Source organism: Vreelandella glaciei (assembly GCF_013415125.1).
Taxonomy (GTDB): domain Bacteria; phylum Pseudomonadota; class Gammaproteobacteria; order Pseudomonadales; family Halomonadaceae; genus Vreelandella; species Vreelandella glaciei.
Genome location: NZ_JACCDE010000004.1, coordinates 164972 through 181958, shown reverse-complemented (window position 1 = coordinate 181958; position 16987 = coordinate 164972). Strand labels below are relative to the sequence as shown.

The window sequence follows — 16987 nt, the reverse complement described above, 5'->3', positions numbered from 1 at the left end:
TGAATTTATTGATTGTCGCTACCCGCTTAAGTCGTTTTTCCTGGCTATACCGCGGGCACATCAGCCCCTCGCAGTTCGGCGTAGAGTTCGGGGTAGGCTTGCTGCAGGCGCTCTAACTCTTGTTCCGCACCGGCGGGAAGCGCCTCGCGAAGCTTTTCCATATCTTCTTGACTAAAGTGCTCATCAATTAGCGGGAACAGCCCTTCACGCTCGTGGCGCAAGTAGGCCCGATGCGCCTCTAAATAATCTTTTAGATCTTCAGCAAAACGATCCATGGGCAGCACATTGTCCATCAGAATCATATCGATATCGCTGGAGAGACGCTGCAGACGAGGCTTTAACTCACGATAATCATTGGCCATCTGTTCGGTAAGCGCACTATGGTCGGGCGCTTTAGCCTGCAACCGCTCAACGCAGACCTTTTCCAGCGGGGCGGCAAAACCATCCATATAGGATAAAATGTAATCGACTACCTCACGCATCAGCTTGAAATTGGGCCGTTCTCCCTGTGCTAACGTTTTTTGCTTCAGCTGTAGCACATGAAGCATCCGGGCCATGTTGGCATGATCTAGACGCAGTTGGTTTAACATTGAGCCGTCTCCTTTATCGTGTCATGCCTGCCGTTTTGCCTAATTAAGCTGACGGCATGCAATCATAGGGGCATAGCAACTAACAGGGGTTATCATTAACAATGCCTCTATGGCGTTATCCTAGCAAGCGCATCTTTCTGTTAGGTTACGCCAAAGGTAGTTCGACAAGCTGCGCTTTACCACAGACACTTGTAACCAATAAGTAGTTCTACGCCCCGATTGACAACGGAAGTTTACATGGACCTTTTTGATAGCGCCCACGCAGCACCTTCAGAAGACGCCCCGCTAGCCTTTCGTATGCGCCCACGCCAATTGGACGATTACGTAGGCCAACAGGCGTTGGTGGGGCCGGATAAACCGCTACGCCGTATGGCGGAATCAGGCGTTGTGCGTTCGATGATTCTATGGGGGCCGCCGGGGGTGGGCAAGACCACGCTGGCAGAGCTTTTAGCCCGGGCCTCTCAAGCCCACCTGGAGCACCTCAGCGCGGTGATGGCCGGGGTGAAAGAGATTCGTGCCGTCGTAGAACGTGCCCAGCAAATGTCATCCAAGGTCATCCTCTTTTTAGATGAGATCCATCGCCTCAACAAGAGCCAGCAGGATGCCCTCCTGCCCCATGTAGAGTCGGGGCTGCTCACGCTGATTGGTGCCACTACCGAAAATCCGTCGTTTGAGGTCAACTCGGCGCTGCTCTCCCGTGCACGGGTTTACGTGTTGAAATCTCTCACTCAGGATGAGTTGATTACAGTGATGCGTCAAGCGCTTAATGACGCTGAGCGAGGGCTGGGAAAACGCGATATTCACGTTGACGATGAGGTGTTAAACGCGTTGGCTCATGCCAGCGCAGGCGATGCCCGTCGGGCGCTGGGGCTATTAGAAACGGCGTGTGATTTCGCCACCCAGGAAGCGGGCCGTGAAGTACTCCATAAGGACGTACTGGCGGATGTGATTGGCCACCAAGCCAGCGCTTTCGATAAGCAGGGTGACGCTTATTATGATCTGCTCTCGGCCATTCATAAATCGATACGCTCATCACGCCCTAATGCCGCACTACTGTATATGGCGCGTTTTATGCAGGGCGGTGGCGACCCGCTGGACGTGGTACGCAGATTGACTGCCATTGCCTCAGAAGACGTCGGCAATGCCGACCCGCGCGCCCTACCGCTGGTCATTGCCGCTTGGGACGCCTACCTGCGTTTAGGAGATTACGAAGGCCAGCGGGCAATTGCCCATGCAGCGATACACTTGGCGGTGGCGCCCAAAAGCAACCGCATTGATCGCGCCTGGAGTGAGGCCAAAAAGTTTGTAAGCCAGCAACCCCAGGTGGAGGTGCCAACTTACCTTCGCAACGCCCCCACCAAGCTAATGGAGCAGCTGGGGCATGGTGAAGGCTATCGCTACGCCCACAACGAGCCAGACGGCTACCCGGCAGGTAGCGCCCACGACTGCTGGCCTGAAGAGTTGCCTAAAACTACTTTCTTCAAGCCGAGCCCTTTTGGTCAGGAGAAACGCTTTGGTGAAATTATGGCGTGGCGGGAAAATCGTGACCAGGAAGCAGATCAGGCGCCCTAAGGCGCCTGATGGTTATTACCTAACTACGAATCTCAATCAACCGCTGACTCTTTACCACTACCCCTTCACCATTAAAGCTCTTCGCGGATAACGTCAGTGCCTTCGGGAATCTCGAAATCAAACACGTCTGAAGCAATCTCCCCATTGAGGGTAATATTACTAAAGGTAATCGCGGTACGCTGGCCGGTACTATCCATCATCCATAGTTCGGTTAGCGTGTCAGCATCAAACACCATGCTTAACTCTTCAAACAGCGTATCGGCAGAGATAGGTACCAGGGTAAACACATCTTCTCCCCCCTCCTGCTCGTAAAACACCTCATAGCTTTCGGTTAAATCGTTCACGCTTCCTGACAGCAGTAACGCAGGGGTATGGGTGACGCGATCATCCATCTCTTGAACGGTGACTTGTTCAAGGTCGGGATCGTACATGTAAACATCGTCTCCGTCGGAAACCACAGTCTGGGAATAGGGTGCTTCTACTTCCCAGCGCAGCATACCAGGGCGAGAAAGCCACATTTCACCGCGCGCACTTTGAAGACGATCGCCGCTGCCATCTAAAATCTGCTGCTCAAAATTGGCCTGATAACGCTCAAGCGGATCTAATCGCTCGGTCAAACGCTCAGCTGCATCATCCGCCCATGCGGGGGCGCCAAAGGTTAGACCCAAGGCGCTTGCCGCTAATGCCAGGGGTGAAGCGCCCAGCGATGAAGTTCGTTTTGTTTGCGTATCGCGCATGTGATCTCCCTAGGCAACCGTTGCCAAATTACGGCTATTCAAAACGGTTGCTCAAAAATTAGTGCTCAATAATCAAGCAGTGAGGTCGGCTTAACCATCCATGTGTTGTTAAGACGTAAAAAACGCCGCAGGGTTTCACCCGCGGCAAGGCTTTCACGCTTATTGCATAATTGTCACCATTCAACCCGGCGTTTAAAACCAGCCACTTGCACCCTTGGGAGGTAGCATTGGCTCGCGACCATTCGGCTGGCCTAGTGGCCTACCGGCGGCGGCGCAAGTACTTCGCGTGCGCCGTTAGAGCCCATGGAGGTCACCACACCGGCACCCTCCATCGCCTCCACTAAACGAGCGGCCCGGTTATAGCCGATCTTGAAGCGGCGCTGGACGGCAGAAATCGAGGCTTTGCGTGTTTCAGTGACAAACTGGATAGCTTCATCATAAAGCGCATCCTGTTCGGCATCGTCACTATCGCCCCCTTCGGCTTCAAGGCCGGTCAAGGCATCGGCTGAGACGCCCCCTGAGAGGATCTCTTCGATATACTCCGGTGCGCCCCGACGCTTCCAGTCATCGACCACCCGGTGCACTTCATCATCATCGACAAAGGCTCCGTGGATACGATTAGGTGGCCCAGAGCCCGCAGGCAGGTAGAGCATATCACCATGCCCCAACAGGCTTTCAGCACCGCCCTGGTCAAGAATGGTGCGCGAATCGATGCGCGAGGAAACCTGAAACGCCATCCGCGAAGGAATGTTGGCTTTGATCAGACCCGTTACAACATCCACCGAGGGCCGCTGGGTAGCCAGAATCAAATGGATACCCGCGGCTCGCGCCTTTTGTGCCAGGCGGGCAATCAGCTCTTCGACCTTTTTGCCGACGATCATGAACATGTCAGCAAATTCGTCGATTACCACCACGATATAGGGCAGCTTTTCCAGCACGGGGTGCGGCTGGTGCACTTCCCAGGGCTGTGGCTCCCATAAAGGATCCGCCACCTGGGCACCAGCGCGCTCTGCTTCATCCAAGCGTCCATTAAAGCCCGCGATGTTCCGCACCCCCATCGCCGCCATCAGCTTATAGCGGCGCTCCATCTCAGCCACACACCAGCGCAGGCTGTTGGCCGCCTCTTTCATATCGGTGACCACTGGCGCCAACAAATGGGGGATACCATCGTAGACCGACAGCTCCAGCATTTTGGGGTCGACCATGATCAGCTTCAGCTCGCTGGGCTTCGCCTTGAGCAGCATCGAGATCAGCATGGCGTTAACGCCCACTGACTTACCTGACCCAGTGGTACCGGCTACCAATAAATGAGGCATCTTACCCAGGTTGGCCACCACGGGGCTGCCGCCAATATCCTGACCCAGCGCCATGGTCAGCGGCGAGGTTTCCTGCTGGTAGCGGTCAGAATCGATCACTTCGCGCAGACGAATCATGGCCCGATTGGGGTTAGGTATTTCAATACCCACCGTGGGACGGCCAGGAATAACCTCGACCACTCGCACGCTCTTGACCATCAGCGAACGCGCCAAATCTTTGGCAAGGTTGCTGATCTTGGAAACCTTCACACCCGCCGCCGGCTTAATCTCAAAGCGGGTAATCACCGGCCCAGGCCAGGTATCGACGACTTCCGCCTTAACACCGTATTCGCGCAACCGCACTTCAAGCAGCTCGGCCATGTCGGCCAACTGTTCATCGCTGTAATTAGGCTGATGCGGTTCAGCAGGAGTCAGCAGTTGTAAGCTCGGTACATCGCCTTCGGGCTCGTCCAGGGTCTCAAAGGCAGGCCGCTGGCTCTGCAAATGCTCCACGGTCCACAGCGCGGGGCCTTCGTCAGATTCTTGCGCTTGAACATCGGGCGAGAAAGTGGGCTCTTGGCGTGCTGCTGGCGTAGGCACTGGTGCTGGTTCGCTTGGCTCCTCTGGCTGGTACAACTCGTCGTCCAGCTCTTCGTCGTCCCACACTGGCTCCGGGACGACTTCAGCCACACGCTCCGGTTTACGTGCGGGCTCAGGCTCCATGGCGCGCCTAGAAACAGGCTCAGGTGACTCGCTGAGTGTCGGCTCACTGCGGCGTTCAGCAGGCGCTGACTGAGTATGCGTTTTCTCATCAGGCGCTTCGTCGCTGACAAAGAAGTTACTTGCAGCAGATGCTGGCGACTCTTCCTGACGCGAGGCGCGTAGTGGGAAGGAGACGTCGGCTTCCTTGGGCTCATCGTTTTCCTTGGGAACGGGCTCAGGCACTGCTGCCGGCTCCTCTGCCTGGACAAAGGCATTTTCTCGCGGCGCAGGGGGTGCCGGCACCTCCGCCTCTTCTGCGGATTTATCTACTGGCGGCACTGACGCCTTTGCAGGCGCCGACACTGCTGGCTCCTCGGTAGCGGCCGGTGATTTAGCGGGCACGTGCTTATTGCTTGAAAAAGCCGCGGCTTCCCAGGGAATCGAGGTATCGGTGGTCTCGCTGCTGTGTTCAGTAGCGGCTGAATGGTCGGTGACACTGTTATCAAACGGCATGGAGAAACCTGGCTCGCGCCGTTCGCGACCCGTGGCACTTTTACCTACACCTACCGATTCAGCAGTCGGCTTAGCTTCCGTAGGCTTAACGTCAGCAGGCTTGGCTTCAGCAGGTTTATCCTCAACATATGAAGCTTTGGGAGCTAGCTCGGGTTTTACTTGAGACTTCGCCGCAGGGGCGGTTTTCGCGGCCGCTCGCTGCGCTGCGCGCATGCGTTTTGTCTGCCGACGAGCCGATAGCCAGCCGCCCAGGCAACATATACGCTTACCGAGCTCATCCGCCACCTGCAACCATGACATGCCACTAAACAGCGGAAAGCCGCTTAAAATAAGCGCCGCGGCGATTAACCCAACGCCGCCACTGCCTACTAAAGGTCTTAATGCACCGACCAAGCCTTCCCCTAAAATGCCGCCAGAGGCATAGGGCAGCATGCTGTCAGGATGATAAAAGTGAAGAGCCCCCAGCATAGTAGTGCCAAAAATAAGCAATATTAACCCGCCCGCGTGGACGGCAATCGCAACCGGGTCGAGCTCAAAACGTACCTGGCGCGATCGAATCAGCCACCAAGCGGCGAAACCGAACATCCCCGGCCACCACAGCGCACTGGCCCCTAGCAGTGAATAGAGAACATCGGCTAACCAGGCCCCCACCTGCCCCATCCAGTTACGGATTTCCGTTTCCGGCCCTTGGTAAGACCAGCCTGGATCAGAGGAGTGATAACTAAATAAGGCTAATAATAAAAACACACACAGCGCTAGCAGTAACACCACTACGCCTTCGCGCACGGAGCCTTGTAAGCGCAGGCCAAAACGGCGAGCCTGATCCTTTGCGGCGTTAACACGCGCAGAAGAAGCCGATGGTGGTGTTTGACGCGCGCTACGCTGCGTTCGCTTGTTGACTGCTTTATTCACTTTCAAGCGACTCTCCCTTTGCACCTCAATGGCGTCTTTAATCCACTTGCGAGTTTGCATGATACCGAGCATCCTTCCGCCGTCACAGAGCTGTTATCTAAGCGCTCAGTACAAGAACTCAGTACAAGAACTCATCTCAAGAGCTTAGTAAAAGCACGTAGCAACAGGAGCAAGTAATGCTACCTTGGCTTTCCTCGCCATATCCTAACTTTCCAACCACCGCTAAGGCCCTGGATTCCCCCAACGGCCTGCTGGCAGCCGGTGGAGAGCTTTCCCCCGTTTGGCTGGTAGAAGCCTACCGGCGGGGAATCTTTCCGTGGTTCAGCGACGACGACCCCATTTTATGGTGGAGTCCAGACCCGCGCATGATACTCCTACCCGAGCAATTTAAGCAGCGTCGTAGCCTGACCAAGCGATTACGCCATGGTGGCTTCCATATCACCCTGGATCAACACTTCGATCAGGTTATTCAGGCCTGTGCCGCCCCACGCGAAGCAGCAGGCGGCACCTGGATCACTGCCGAAATGCGCGACGCTTACAGCCAGCTGAATACGCTCGGCATTGCCCATAGCATTGAAGTCCATCAAAACGGACAGTTGGTAGGTGGCCTGTATGGCATCGCAATGGGGCCGGTGTTTTTTGGCGAATCGATGTTCTCCCGCGCGCCAGATGCCTCCAAGGTAGCGCTAGCCCACCTAGCCAGGGCAATGCGCGAGCATGATGGTAAGCTCATCGACTGCCAAATGCATACCCCTCACTTGGCCAGCCTGGGCGCTATTACAGTCGCTCGCGAGGCATTCATCAACTATCTTAAAAACTGGTTACCCGATAAGGCGTTTACGTTACCCTCATCACCCGTTGAAATACCGGCTGTTCCTGCATCGCTGTGGCTGAAGGCGATTGCTACTGAGGCTAACGATTAGAGATGAACTCATTCTGTTTCACCCAGGAGGCAAGCTGTGAGTAGTAACACTCCGCGTCGCCCGGTGCGGGATTTGCGCTTCTTTCTTACCGTGCCTCATTCTTGCAGCTATTTACCCGGCAGAGAAGCGACGACGCTGTTCCTCGACCCTCAGGAGTCACCTGTGCCTGGCGTCTATGACTCGCTGGCACTGCTAGGGTTTCGTCGCAGCGGGCGTCATCTATACCGTCCTCACTGCGAAGGATGCAACGCCTGCCGCTCGGTGCGCATTCCAGTTGAGCGGTTTGAGTCCAATCGCACACAGCGTAAAATCTGGCGTCGCAATGCCGATATTAGCATCCGCATCATGCCCGCTTACTTTGCATCCACCCACTACTCGCTTTACGCTGATTATATTCGTCAGCGCCATGCTGACGGTGATATGTATCCGCCCAGTCGTGAACAGTACCGCACGTTTCTCACCCTTGATGAGCCCTATGCTCATCTCATGGAAATGTACCTTCACGACGAACTGGTCGGCGTGGCTGCCTTTGACCAACTGGAGCATGGCCTATCCGCCATCTACACCTTCTTTGCCGTTAGCGAGGAACTGGATAAGCGCTCACTCGGTACTTTTGCCATTCTCCAACTGGTAGAGCTCAGCCGACAAAAAGCGCTTCCGCACCTATATTTAGGGTATTGGATCGAAGAGTGCCGTAAGATGCGCTACAAACAGGCTTTTGCGCCGCTAGAAATTCTTGATGGGCGCCATTGGCGGCAATTAATTCGCTAAAGACGTCAGCTTTTTTGCCTTGACGGCAGGCTTACGGCACAATATAGCGCTGTTTCTTGGGTGCCCACCTAGCGGCACTCAAATTCTGACCGATTATTACATTACTAACTCATAAGTGAGGACATGCCTATATGGCACGCGAAGATCATATTGAAATGGAAGGCGTTATCGTCGATACCCTTCCGAACACCATGTTTCGTGTTGAGCTGGAAAACGGTCACGTTGTTACCGCTCACATCTCTGGCAAAATGCGCAAAAACTACATCCGCATTCTGACCGGCGATAAGGTAAAAGTAGAGCTAACACCTTACGATCTTTCTAAAGGCCGTATCGTATACCGTTCGCGCTAAGTCGTTGCACCGTTAACGCGTTCGGCTGATCTCAACTGGTTCCCGCTAGTCTGTCTTTAACGACAGCGCCGATCAGCGTCAATGGCTGTTCGCTAAAAACGACAACGCCCCGTCAATGACAGGGCGCTGCGTTTTGGCTGTTTGCAAACAAGCGTGATTGACTTTAGAGCGCCTTAGCGCCCTTTTCAGGGCGCATCAGCCATTTCCGTTTCTGTGGCAAGGTGCAGTTCGCCTTCTTCCAGGCTGACATGAACAATGCCACCCTGATCAGCCAATTCACCAAACAGAATCATCTCGGCTAACGGCTTCTTCAGCTTCTCTTGAATAAGGCGCGCCATTGGGCGTGCACCCATATCAGGATCATAGCCTTTGTCGGCCAGCCAATCCCGCGCCATGTCGTCCACATCCAACTGAACACGTTTCTCATCCAACTGCGCCTGCAGTTCTATCAAGAACTTGTCGACCACGTTGCGTACAACAGAAACCGGCAGTGAGTGGAACTGGATAATGCTATCCAGGCGATTGCGGAACTCTGGCGAGAACGTGCGGCGGATCACTTCCATGGCATCGGTCGAGTGGTCTTGATGCTGGAAACCAATCGAACGACGCGAGGCCTGCTCGGCACCGGCGTTAGAGGTCATAATCAGGATAACGTGGCGGAAATCCGCTTCGCGCCCGTTATTATCCGTTAAGCGACCGTGATCCATCACCTGCAGCAGCAGGTTGAAGACTTCCGGGTGCGCTTTTTCAATCTCATCTAACAACAGCACACAGTGCGGCTGTTTAGTGACCGCTTCAGTTAACAGGCCACCTTGGTCATAACCAACATAACCTGGGGGCGCACCAATCAGACGCGATACGGTATGACGTTCCATGTACTCCGACATATCAAAGCGAACCAGCTCAATGCCCATAATATGCGCAAGCTGCTTGGCCACTTCGGTTTTACCCACCCCGGTGGGACCAGCAAACAAGAAGCTACCCACCGGCTTGTCGGGCGCTTTAAGCCCTGCCCGGGACAGCTTAATAGCCGCAGAGAGACTATCAATCGCCTCATCCTGACCAAACACCAACATTTTCAGGTCACGGTCGAGCTTTTCAAGCAGCTTACGATCAGAGCTTGAAACACTCTTCGGTGGAATACGCGCAATAGAGGCCACGACGGCTTCTACTTGCTCAACGTCGATTGTTTTAGCGCGCATTTCCGGCGGTAATAGCCGCTGGTGAGCGCCTGCCTCGTCAATCACGTCAATCGCTTTGTCAGGCAGGAAGCGATCATTGATATAGCGGTCCGCCAACCGCGCTGCGCTTTCTAATGCACCGTCGGTGTATTTAAGCTCATGGTGCTCTTCAAAGCGTGAACGTAGACCTTTGAGGATCTTGATGGTGTCATCCACCGACGGCGCCATTACGTCCACTTTCTGGAAACGGCGCGCTAACGCACGGTCTTTTTCAAAGATACCGCGGAATTCCTGGAACGTGGTTGAACCAATGCAGCGTAGCTCGCCCGAAGAGAGCAGCGGCTTAAGCAGGTTCGACGCATCCATCACACCGCCGGAGGCGGCACCCGCACCAATGACGGTATGAATTTCATCGATAAACAACACCGCATTGGGCTGCTTGCGCAGCTCACCCAGCAGGCTCTTAAGACGTTTTTCAAAATCACCGCGGTATTTGGTGCCTGCTAGCAACGCGCCCATATCGAGCGAGTAAACCACTGCATCGGCAATGACATCGGGTACGTCTTTTTCAACAATACGCTTGGCCAAACCTTCAGCAATCGCGGTTTTACCTACGCCCGCCTCACCGACCAACAGCGGGTTATTTTTGCGCCGCCGCGCCAATATCTGAACGACGCGCTCAAGCTCGTGATCTCGGCCAATCAACGGATCGATTTTGCCCAGCCGCGCCTGCTCGTTCAAATTAGTGGCATAACCAGTAAGCGGGTGTGCAGCACCTTCGTTGCTTCCCTCTTCCGCGTCTTCATTTTCTGATGAAGAGGGCGAAGGAGATGGGCCATGACCAGCCACTTTAGAGATACCGTGGGCAATGTAATTCACCGCGTCAACGCGGGCTACGCTTTGCTGCTTAAGGAAGTAAACCGCCTGGCTCTCTTGTTCAGAGAAGATAGCCACCAGCACATTCGCGCCGGATACTTCGCTCTTACCAGATGACTGAACATGGAAAACCGCACGCTGTAAAACGCGTTGAAATCCGAGCGTGGGCTGTGTTTCACGATCACCCTGACCCTCTGGGATCAGCGGGGTGGTCGAGTTGATAAAATCCTGCAGACCGGACCGCAGCTTGTCGAGGTTAGCCCCGCATGCCTTCAGTACGTCTACCGCTGAGGCATTATCCAGCAACGCTAGCAGCAGGTGCTCAACGGTCATAAACTCGTGGCGCTTGGAGCGGGCCACGGTAAAGGCCGTGTTCAGGGTCATTTCAAGTTCTTTGCTCAGCATGGCAGTCCCCTTTTCGCTACTACCTAGGGCGTATCGCCACCTAGGGCTTGCGTCGGATCAGTTTAATCGACCGGCACTCTCAACATCGGGTACAAATGGCACGGTTGCAAGCCTCACCACCAATTATTTCTCAACGCTTTTAATTGGCGGCCTCAATATCACTTATCAACGGGTGCTCACACTCACGGGCGTACTCGTTTACCTGATAGCTTTTGGTTTCCGCTATATCCCGCGTAAACACGCCGCAAGTGGCCTTTCCTTGGGTATGTACCGCGAGCATAACCTGAACGGCAGTCTCGCTATCCATGTTGAAAAAACCTTGTAGTACTTCAATAACGAACTCCATCGGCGTGTAGTCGTCATTATGAAGCACCACCTTATAAAGTGGCGGTTGCGCCAGCGCTGGCTCTGCCGGCTGCACCGCTATATCGCCATCTTCATCGGGCATATCTGGACGCGTCATTCCCGCGTATACGGGAAAATCGACCAGGTATGAACTCTCTAGGTTGGACATAAGCAGCACGGTTGGTTGTCTCAAGACTGACCGATGTAAGCATCGCTTACGTTTCACTATAGCTAATTCACAGCGATGGCGAACTTACAGCTATAACGAATTTACTAGAACGTAAGACGCTGCCGATCAGTAAGGGTTCATGGAAAAAGTAAAATATCACAGGATGCAATAGCGAAGGCAGTGTAAAACCCCGCCTACCAAGCCAAGTGGGCGGGGGTTCAGGGCTTAAATCGAAGACGGGAGCGATTAGCCTTTTGCGACGATGGACAACGTCTCGTTGAGGGTCTTACTGGGACGCATCACTTTGTCCGTCAACTCATGGTCAGGGTGGTAGTAGCCACCAATATCGGTAGGCTGGCCCTGCACACTATTAAGCTCATCGACAATCGTCGCTTCTTTGGCTTTTAGCGCTTCGGTTAAGCGACCGAACAGTTCCTGCATTTCGGCATCACCACTCTGCTCAGCCAAGGCTTCTGCCCAGTATAGCGCTAAATAGAAATGGCTACCGCGATTGTCGAGCTCACCCACTTTGCGTGAAGGTGACTTGTTACTATCCAAAAACTTACCGTTGGCCTGATCGAGCGCCTTGGCTAACATTTTCGCTCGGGCGTTATCGAACGTGCTTCCCAAGTGCTCAAGCGAAGCGGCTAAAGCCAAAAATTCGCCCAGTGAATCCCAACGCAGGTGGTTCTCTTCCAACAGCTGTTGAACGTGCTTAGGGGCAGAGCCGCCAGCGCCAGTCTCAAACAGGCCACCGCCATTCATCAACGGTACGATCGAAAGCATCTTGGCGCTGGTACCCAGTTCCATGATCGGGAACAGGTCGGTCAGGTAGTCGCGCAATACGTTACCGGTAACGGAGATGGTATCTTCGCCCTTGCGGATACGCTCCAGCGAGAAGCGCATCGCGTCTTCCGGCGTCATGATGCGAATATCCAGGCCACCGGTATCGTGATCTTTCAAGTAGCTTTCGACTTTCTTGATCAGCTGAGCATCGTGGGCACGCTGGGCGTCCAACCAGAAAATAGCCGGGGTGCCGCTTTCACGAGCGCGGTTCACCGCCAGTTTCACCCAGTCACGAACCGGGGCATCTTTGGTCTGGCACATACGCCAGATGTCGCCCTGCTCTACGCTGTGCTCAAGTACGACGTTGCCGTCGGTATCCGTAACGCGAACGGTGCCGTCGGTGGGAATCTGGAAGGTCTTGTCGTGAGAGCCGTACTCTTCAGCTTTCTGCGCCATCAGGCCAACGTTAGGCACGCTGCCCATGGTGGTCGGATCAAACGCACCGTGCTGTTTGCAGTCTTCGATCACGGTTTGGTAGATACCAGCGTAGCAGCGATCAGGAATTACCGCTTTGACGTCGTGCAGCTGGTCGTCGGCGCCCCACATCTTGCCAGAGTCACGAATCATCGCCGGCATAGAAGCATCAATAATCACGTCGCTGGGCACGTGCAGGTTGGTGATGCCTTTATGAGAATTCACCATTGCAAGGCGTGGGCGCTCGGCATACAGCGCCTGGATCTCACCTTCAATCTCAGTCTGACGCTGTTCCGGCAGCGACTTAATCGCCGAGTAGAGATCGCCAATACCGTTATTGGGATCAAAGCCTGCCTGCTTCAGCTCATCCGCGTGCTTGCTCAGCACGTCCTGATAAAACTCGCTGACCACCATGCCGAACATGATCGGATCAGAGACCTTCATCATGGTCGCTTTGAGGTGCAGCGAGAACAGCACATCTTTCGCTTTGGCATCGGCCACTTCTTCGGCCACGAAACGACGCAGCGCGTTACGGCTCATCACCGCACCATCAACGACTTCGCCTTCAAGTACGGATGTTTTCGGCTTGAGTACGGTGGCGCTGCCATCGTTAGCGATCAACTCGATCTTAAGATCGGTGGCTTTTTCAATCAGCGCTGACTTCTCACTGCCGTAAAAATCGCCTTCACTCATATGCGCCACGTGGGACTGGGAGTCACTGCTCCACTCGCCCATGCGATGCGGGTATTTACGCGCGTAATTTTTCACCGACAGCGGTGCGCGGCGGTCTGAGTTACCTTCACGCAACACCGGGTTAACGGCACTGCCTTTGGTTTTGTCGTAACGCGCCTGAATGTCTTTCTCTTCGTCAGTCTGGGGCGCTTCCGGGTAGTCGGGAAGCTTGTAGCCCTGCTGCTGCAGCTCTTTAATCACCGCTTTCAACTGGGGCAGTGAAGCACTGATGTTGGGTAATTTGATAATGTTAGCTTCTGGGGTCTTGGTCAGTTCGCCAAGTTCGGCCAGGTGATCGCCGATCTGTTGCTCTTCGCTCAGGTAATCAGGAAACTGAGAGATAATCCGAGCGGCCAGCGAAATATCGCGCGTCTCTACCTGAATACCCGCTGAATCGGTGAACGCATCGATAATCGGCAACAGGGAGTACGTCGCAAGCGCGGGGGCTTCGTCGGTGAGCGTGTAGATGATCTTCGGCGTTTTGGTCATTTTTGCGTTAACCTCTCTTGTCACTACGATTGCAAGAAATCTTGAGCGGAGCGCGAGTTCACTAATGGCCGGGGCTCTAGCCTGTTTATAACGATGACGCCCCCAGCGCGCCCCAGCAGCTAGGCCGGAGTATACCAGCGCTGTCCGCCATGCGCATTGTCGACATGTCCCGTCCCAAGAGCGCATAGAAAGTAAAAAGAGTAACGAGATGTCATGAGCAACCTCTATTTATTGCATAAGCCGTTTCAAGTATTAAGCCAGTTCAGCGACCGCGAAGGACGCCAAACACTGGCACAATTTATTGTTGTCAAAGACATTTACCCCGCTGGGCGGCTTGACTACGACTCTGAAGGCCTGCTGCTGCTCAGCGACGACGGTGAGTTGATTCATCGCATCTCTCACCCACGCCACAAACAGCCCAAAACCTACTGGGCGCAGGTCGAAGGACAAATAGATGACACGGCCCTCAAGGCGCTGCGTCAGGGCATTATCCTCAAAGATGGCCCGACCCAGCCAGCGAAGGCTCGCCGAATGGAGCCCCCCACTACCGCCTTACGCCAATCTCCTATCGACCCCAAACGCCATCCATCGACTAGCTGGCTGGAGCTAACCATCAACGAAGGGCGCAATCGCCAGGTTCGTCGCATGACCGCTCACGTAGGCTTTCCCACGCTGCGTTTGATTCGCACCTCCGTTGGGCCCTGGACGTTGGAAGGATTAGCACCAGGCGAGTGGCGTAAAGAGGCCCTACACGCGCCCCGACCGGCGAATACAGCTGCAAATAAGCGAACGGCTCAGCGACAAGATCAACAAGCGCGACCCGCCGCAAAACGCAGGAAGCCATCATGAGCCTTATTCACAGCACGGCGGCCTGTGTTATACAGCGAGACGAGCATTACTTAATGGTGGAAGAGCAGCGCGGCGGGCCGCATAGCGTGTTCAACCAGCCCGCCGGACATATCGAGCCCGGTGAGGGACCCATCGCAGCCATTCTGCGCGAGGTGCAGGAAGAGACAGCCTGGCGCGTGTCGCTTACCAGCTATCTTGGGCTATATATTTTTCATACCGATGACGGACAAACGTTTCATAGCCACGGTTTTATTGCCGCGCCTCTGCGTCAACTCGACCTTGCTTTGGATCCCGACATCGTGGCCACACACTGGCTGACACTTGAGCAACTGCGCGAATTAGATCAACAGTCACGCCTGCGTAGCCCACTGGTACTCAAACGTATCGAAGATGCCCTTAACGGGCCGTATTATCCGCTGACGGTGATTCGCGAGTGAAGCACTCGAAGCCATTACCCCCCATCGTGTATAATCCTTCCCCAATTGCACACTACATCTACTGAGGATGCTTATGCCATCCACTACTGCGCCAAACGCTAACGGCAAAGTGATTGTCGGTATGTCCGGCGGCGTTGACTCGTCTGTTTCTGCCCTTCTCCTCATGCAGCAAGGCTATGAGGTGGAAGGCCTGTTTATGAAAAACTGGGATGAAGACGACGGCACCGAATATTGCACGGCCAAAGAGGACCTCGCCGACGCCGAGGCTGTCTGCGAAAAGCTGGGCATTAAGCTGCACACCGCTAATTTTGCCGCCGAGTATTGGGATAACGTATTTGAGCACTTTTTAGCCGAATACAAAGCGGGCCGCACGCCCAACCCGGATATTCTGTGTAACCGCGAAATCAAGTTTAAGGTGTTCCTTGAGTACGCCGAAATGCTTGGGGCCGACAAAATCGCTACCGGCCACTATGTTCGACAAGGGGTTCGTGAAGGCCGACCGCGCCTGCTGAAAGGACTCGACGGTAATAAAGACCAAAGCTATTTCCTGCATGCGGTGCCGGAAGCCGCCATTGCCCGCACTCTGTTCCCCGTGGGTGAACTGGAAAAGCCTGCCGTGCGTGCGCTGGCAGAAGAGCATGGACTGATTACCGCCAAGAAAAAAGATTCTACCGGTATCTGCTTTATCGGCGAGCGGCGCTTTCGCGACTTCCTTCAGCAATATCTACCCGCCCAGCCCGGCACCATTGAAACGCCGGATGGCGATGTCATCGGCAAACATATGGGCCTGATGTATTACACCCTGGGCCAGCGCCAGGGGCTAGGCATTGGCGGGCTTGCCAACTACTCAGAAGAGCCCTGGTACGTGGCGGCGAAAGACTTAGATCGCAACGTACTGATCGCGGTGCAGGGTAAGCACGATCAACTGCTTTACTCCGACACCTTGGCCACCGAGGTGATGGACTGGGTGGCAGGCGAGCCGCCGGTTCAGCAGGGCCGCTTTACCGCCAAAACGCGTTACCGGCAAAGTGACTGCGGCTGTGAAATGCGCGCGCTGCCCGACGGCGGCGTAGAGATCACCTTCGATGATCCTCAGTGGGCAGTCACGCCTGGCCAGTCGCTGGTGCTTTACGATGGCGACATTTGCTTGGGTGGCGGCGTTATTCGCGCCACCTGGAAGAAAGCCGCGGAGGCTGCTGCATGAACCCCACTACGCCGATTCATCGCGCGCCTGATTCCGCGGCAGCTCGCCAAGCGCTGGCGCTGGCCGGTGTGTTTCAAGCCGCCAGTCTGGTGGACGAACTCGCCCGCACCGGTCAGGTAGACCCGCGCGCCTGGGAAACGTTGATTGAAGCCACCGTGGATACCAATCCGGCAAGCTTCGAAGCCATCTATGGTGGCCACCCCAACAACTTGCGCCGCGGCCTGGACACGCTGGAAGCCTTAGTAGGGCGCAAACAGGCGAACCCGGTGGTGCTGCGTTACGGCTTCTCGCTGCTCATGCTGATGAACAAGTTGCGCACCAATACCAACATGATGGATTCCCTGGGCCAAAAGCTTACCCGTATCCAGGGTCAGGCCGAGCACTTCGGTCCCACCCATGAAAACGTGGTCGCCAGCCTAGGGGAAGCGTACCAAGAGACGATCTCCACCTTTAAAACCCGCATTGTGGTGCAAGGCGACCCATCCCTGCTGCAAAGCCGCATGATGCCTGAACGCGTTCGCGCCTGTTTAATGGCCGGCATTCGCTTTGGACTCCTGTGGCACCAGCAAGGCGGGCGGCGCTGGAAGCTGGTCTTCCAGCGCAAAGCGCTACGCCGGGCGCTGGACAGCCTCAACTAGTCCGCCAATCTATTTGACCGACTTGTTCTCGATTAAT

The 16987-nt window shown here is 55.0% G+C and carries 14 protein-coding genes; 8 read left to right on the top strand and 6 right to left on the bottom strand.

What is annotated here, in order from left to right:
• Positions 1-44: 44 nt before the first annotated feature.
• Entirely contained in the window at positions 45-590 is a 546-nt protein-coding gene (locus HZS80_RS04510; RefSeq protein ID WP_008958426.1) for a hemerythrin domain-containing protein, read from the bottom strand.
• A gap of 237 nt (positions 591-827) precedes the next feature.
• Here HZS80_RS04510 and HZS80_RS04505 point away from each other — a divergent pair, with 237 nt between their 5' ends.
• Positions 828-2162, top strand: a complete 1335-nt coding sequence (locus HZS80_RS04505) for a replication-associated recombination protein A (RefSeq protein ID WP_035555889.1) — start codon at positions 828-830, stop codon at positions 2160-2162.
• Positions 2163-2233: 71 nt separating this feature from the next.
• Here the strand turns inward: HZS80_RS04505 and lolA are convergent, their stop codons facing one another.
• Complete coding sequence (gene lolA / locus HZS80_RS04500; RefSeq protein WP_179915280.1) at positions 2234-2899, bottom strand: outer membrane lipoprotein periplasmic chaperone LolA; 666 nt, start codon at positions 2897-2899, stop codon at positions 2234-2236.
• A 251-nt stretch (positions 2900-3150) separates the two neighbouring features.
• On the bottom strand, positions 3151-6327 hold the full coding sequence (locus HZS80_RS04495) for a DNA translocase FtsK (RefSeq protein ID WP_179915295.1): 3177 nt from the start codon (positions 6325-6327) through the stop codon (positions 3151-3153).
• Positions 6328-6497: 170 nt separating this feature from the next.
• On the opposite strand from HZS80_RS04495, the gene aat reads away from it, so the two are divergent.
• The 3 genes from aat to infA all read left to right on the top strand — a co-directional run bounded on the left by aat (position 6498) and on the right by infA (position 8365).
• Positions 6498-7244 carry a leucyl/phenylalanyl-tRNA--protein transferase gene (gene aat, locus HZS80_RS04490; RefSeq protein ID WP_179915279.1) on the top strand — a complete coding sequence of 249 codons (747 nt, stop codon included), beginning with the start codon at positions 6498-6500 and terminating at the stop codon, positions 7242-7244.
• Between the two features lie 36 nt (positions 7245-7280).
• Positions 7281-8015 (top strand): arginyltransferase, encoded by a 735-nt coding sequence (locus tag HZS80_RS04485; RefSeq protein WP_179915278.1) that lies wholly within the window; start codon positions 7281-7283, stop codon positions 8013-8015.
• Positions 8016-8146: 131 nt separating this feature from the next.
• A complete protein-coding gene (infA, locus tag HZS80_RS04480) occupies positions 8147-8365 on the top strand; it encodes a translation initiation factor IF-1 (protein ID WP_007111068.1) in 219 nt (72 codons plus the stop codon).
• 185 nt (positions 8366-8550) lie between these two features.
• Here the strand turns inward: infA and clpA are convergent, their stop codons facing one another.
• The 3 genes from clpA to HZS80_RS04465 form a co-directional block, all read right to left on the bottom strand.
• A complete protein-coding gene (gene clpA / locus HZS80_RS04475; protein WP_179915277.1) occupies positions 8551-10827 on the bottom strand; it encodes an ATP-dependent Clp protease ATP-binding subunit ClpA in 2277 nt (758 codons plus the stop codon).
• 139 nt (positions 10828-10966) lie between these two features.
• Positions 10967-11275 carry an ATP-dependent Clp protease adapter ClpS gene (clpS, locus tag HZS80_RS04470; RefSeq protein WP_008958433.1) on the bottom strand — a complete coding sequence of 103 codons (309 nt, stop codon included), beginning with the start codon at positions 11273-11275 and terminating at the stop codon, positions 10967-10969.
• Positions 11276-11587: 312 nt separating this feature from the next.
• Positions 11588-13822: an NADP-dependent isocitrate dehydrogenase gene (locus HZS80_RS04465; protein ID WP_179915276.1), complete on the bottom strand. Its 2235-nt coding sequence runs from the start codon at positions 13820-13822 to the stop codon at positions 11588-11590.
• 213 nt (positions 13823-14035) lie between these two features.
• Between HZS80_RS04465 and HZS80_RS04460 the strand changes: the two genes are divergently transcribed.
• The 4 genes from HZS80_RS04460 (at position 14036) to hflD (ending at position 16950) form a co-directional block, all read left to right on the top strand.
• Positions 14036-14671, top strand: a complete 636-nt coding sequence (locus tag HZS80_RS04460) for a pseudouridine synthase (protein ID WP_179915275.1) — start codon at positions 14036-14038, stop codon at positions 14669-14671.
• Positions 14668-15108, top strand: coding sequence for an NUDIX domain-containing protein (locus HZS80_RS04455; protein ID WP_179915274.1), 441 nt, complete (start codon positions 14668-14670; stop codon positions 15106-15108). The genes HZS80_RS04460 and HZS80_RS04455 overlap by 4 nt, the downstream gene beginning before the upstream one ends.
• Positions 15109-15181: 73 nt before the next feature.
• The gene (gene mnmA / locus HZS80_RS04450; protein ID WP_035555908.1) at positions 15182-16312 is read left to right on the top strand and encodes a tRNA 2-thiouridine(34) synthase MnmA; all 1131 of its coding nucleotides are present in this window, start codon (positions 15182-15184) and stop codon (positions 16310-16312) included.
• Positions 16309-16950, top strand: coding sequence for a high frequency lysogenization protein HflD (hflD, locus tag HZS80_RS04445; RefSeq protein ID WP_179915273.1), 642 nt, complete (start codon positions 16309-16311; stop codon positions 16948-16950). Before mnmA ends, hflD begins: the two co-directional genes overlap by 4 nt.
• Positions 16951-16987 lie beyond the last annotated feature (37 nt).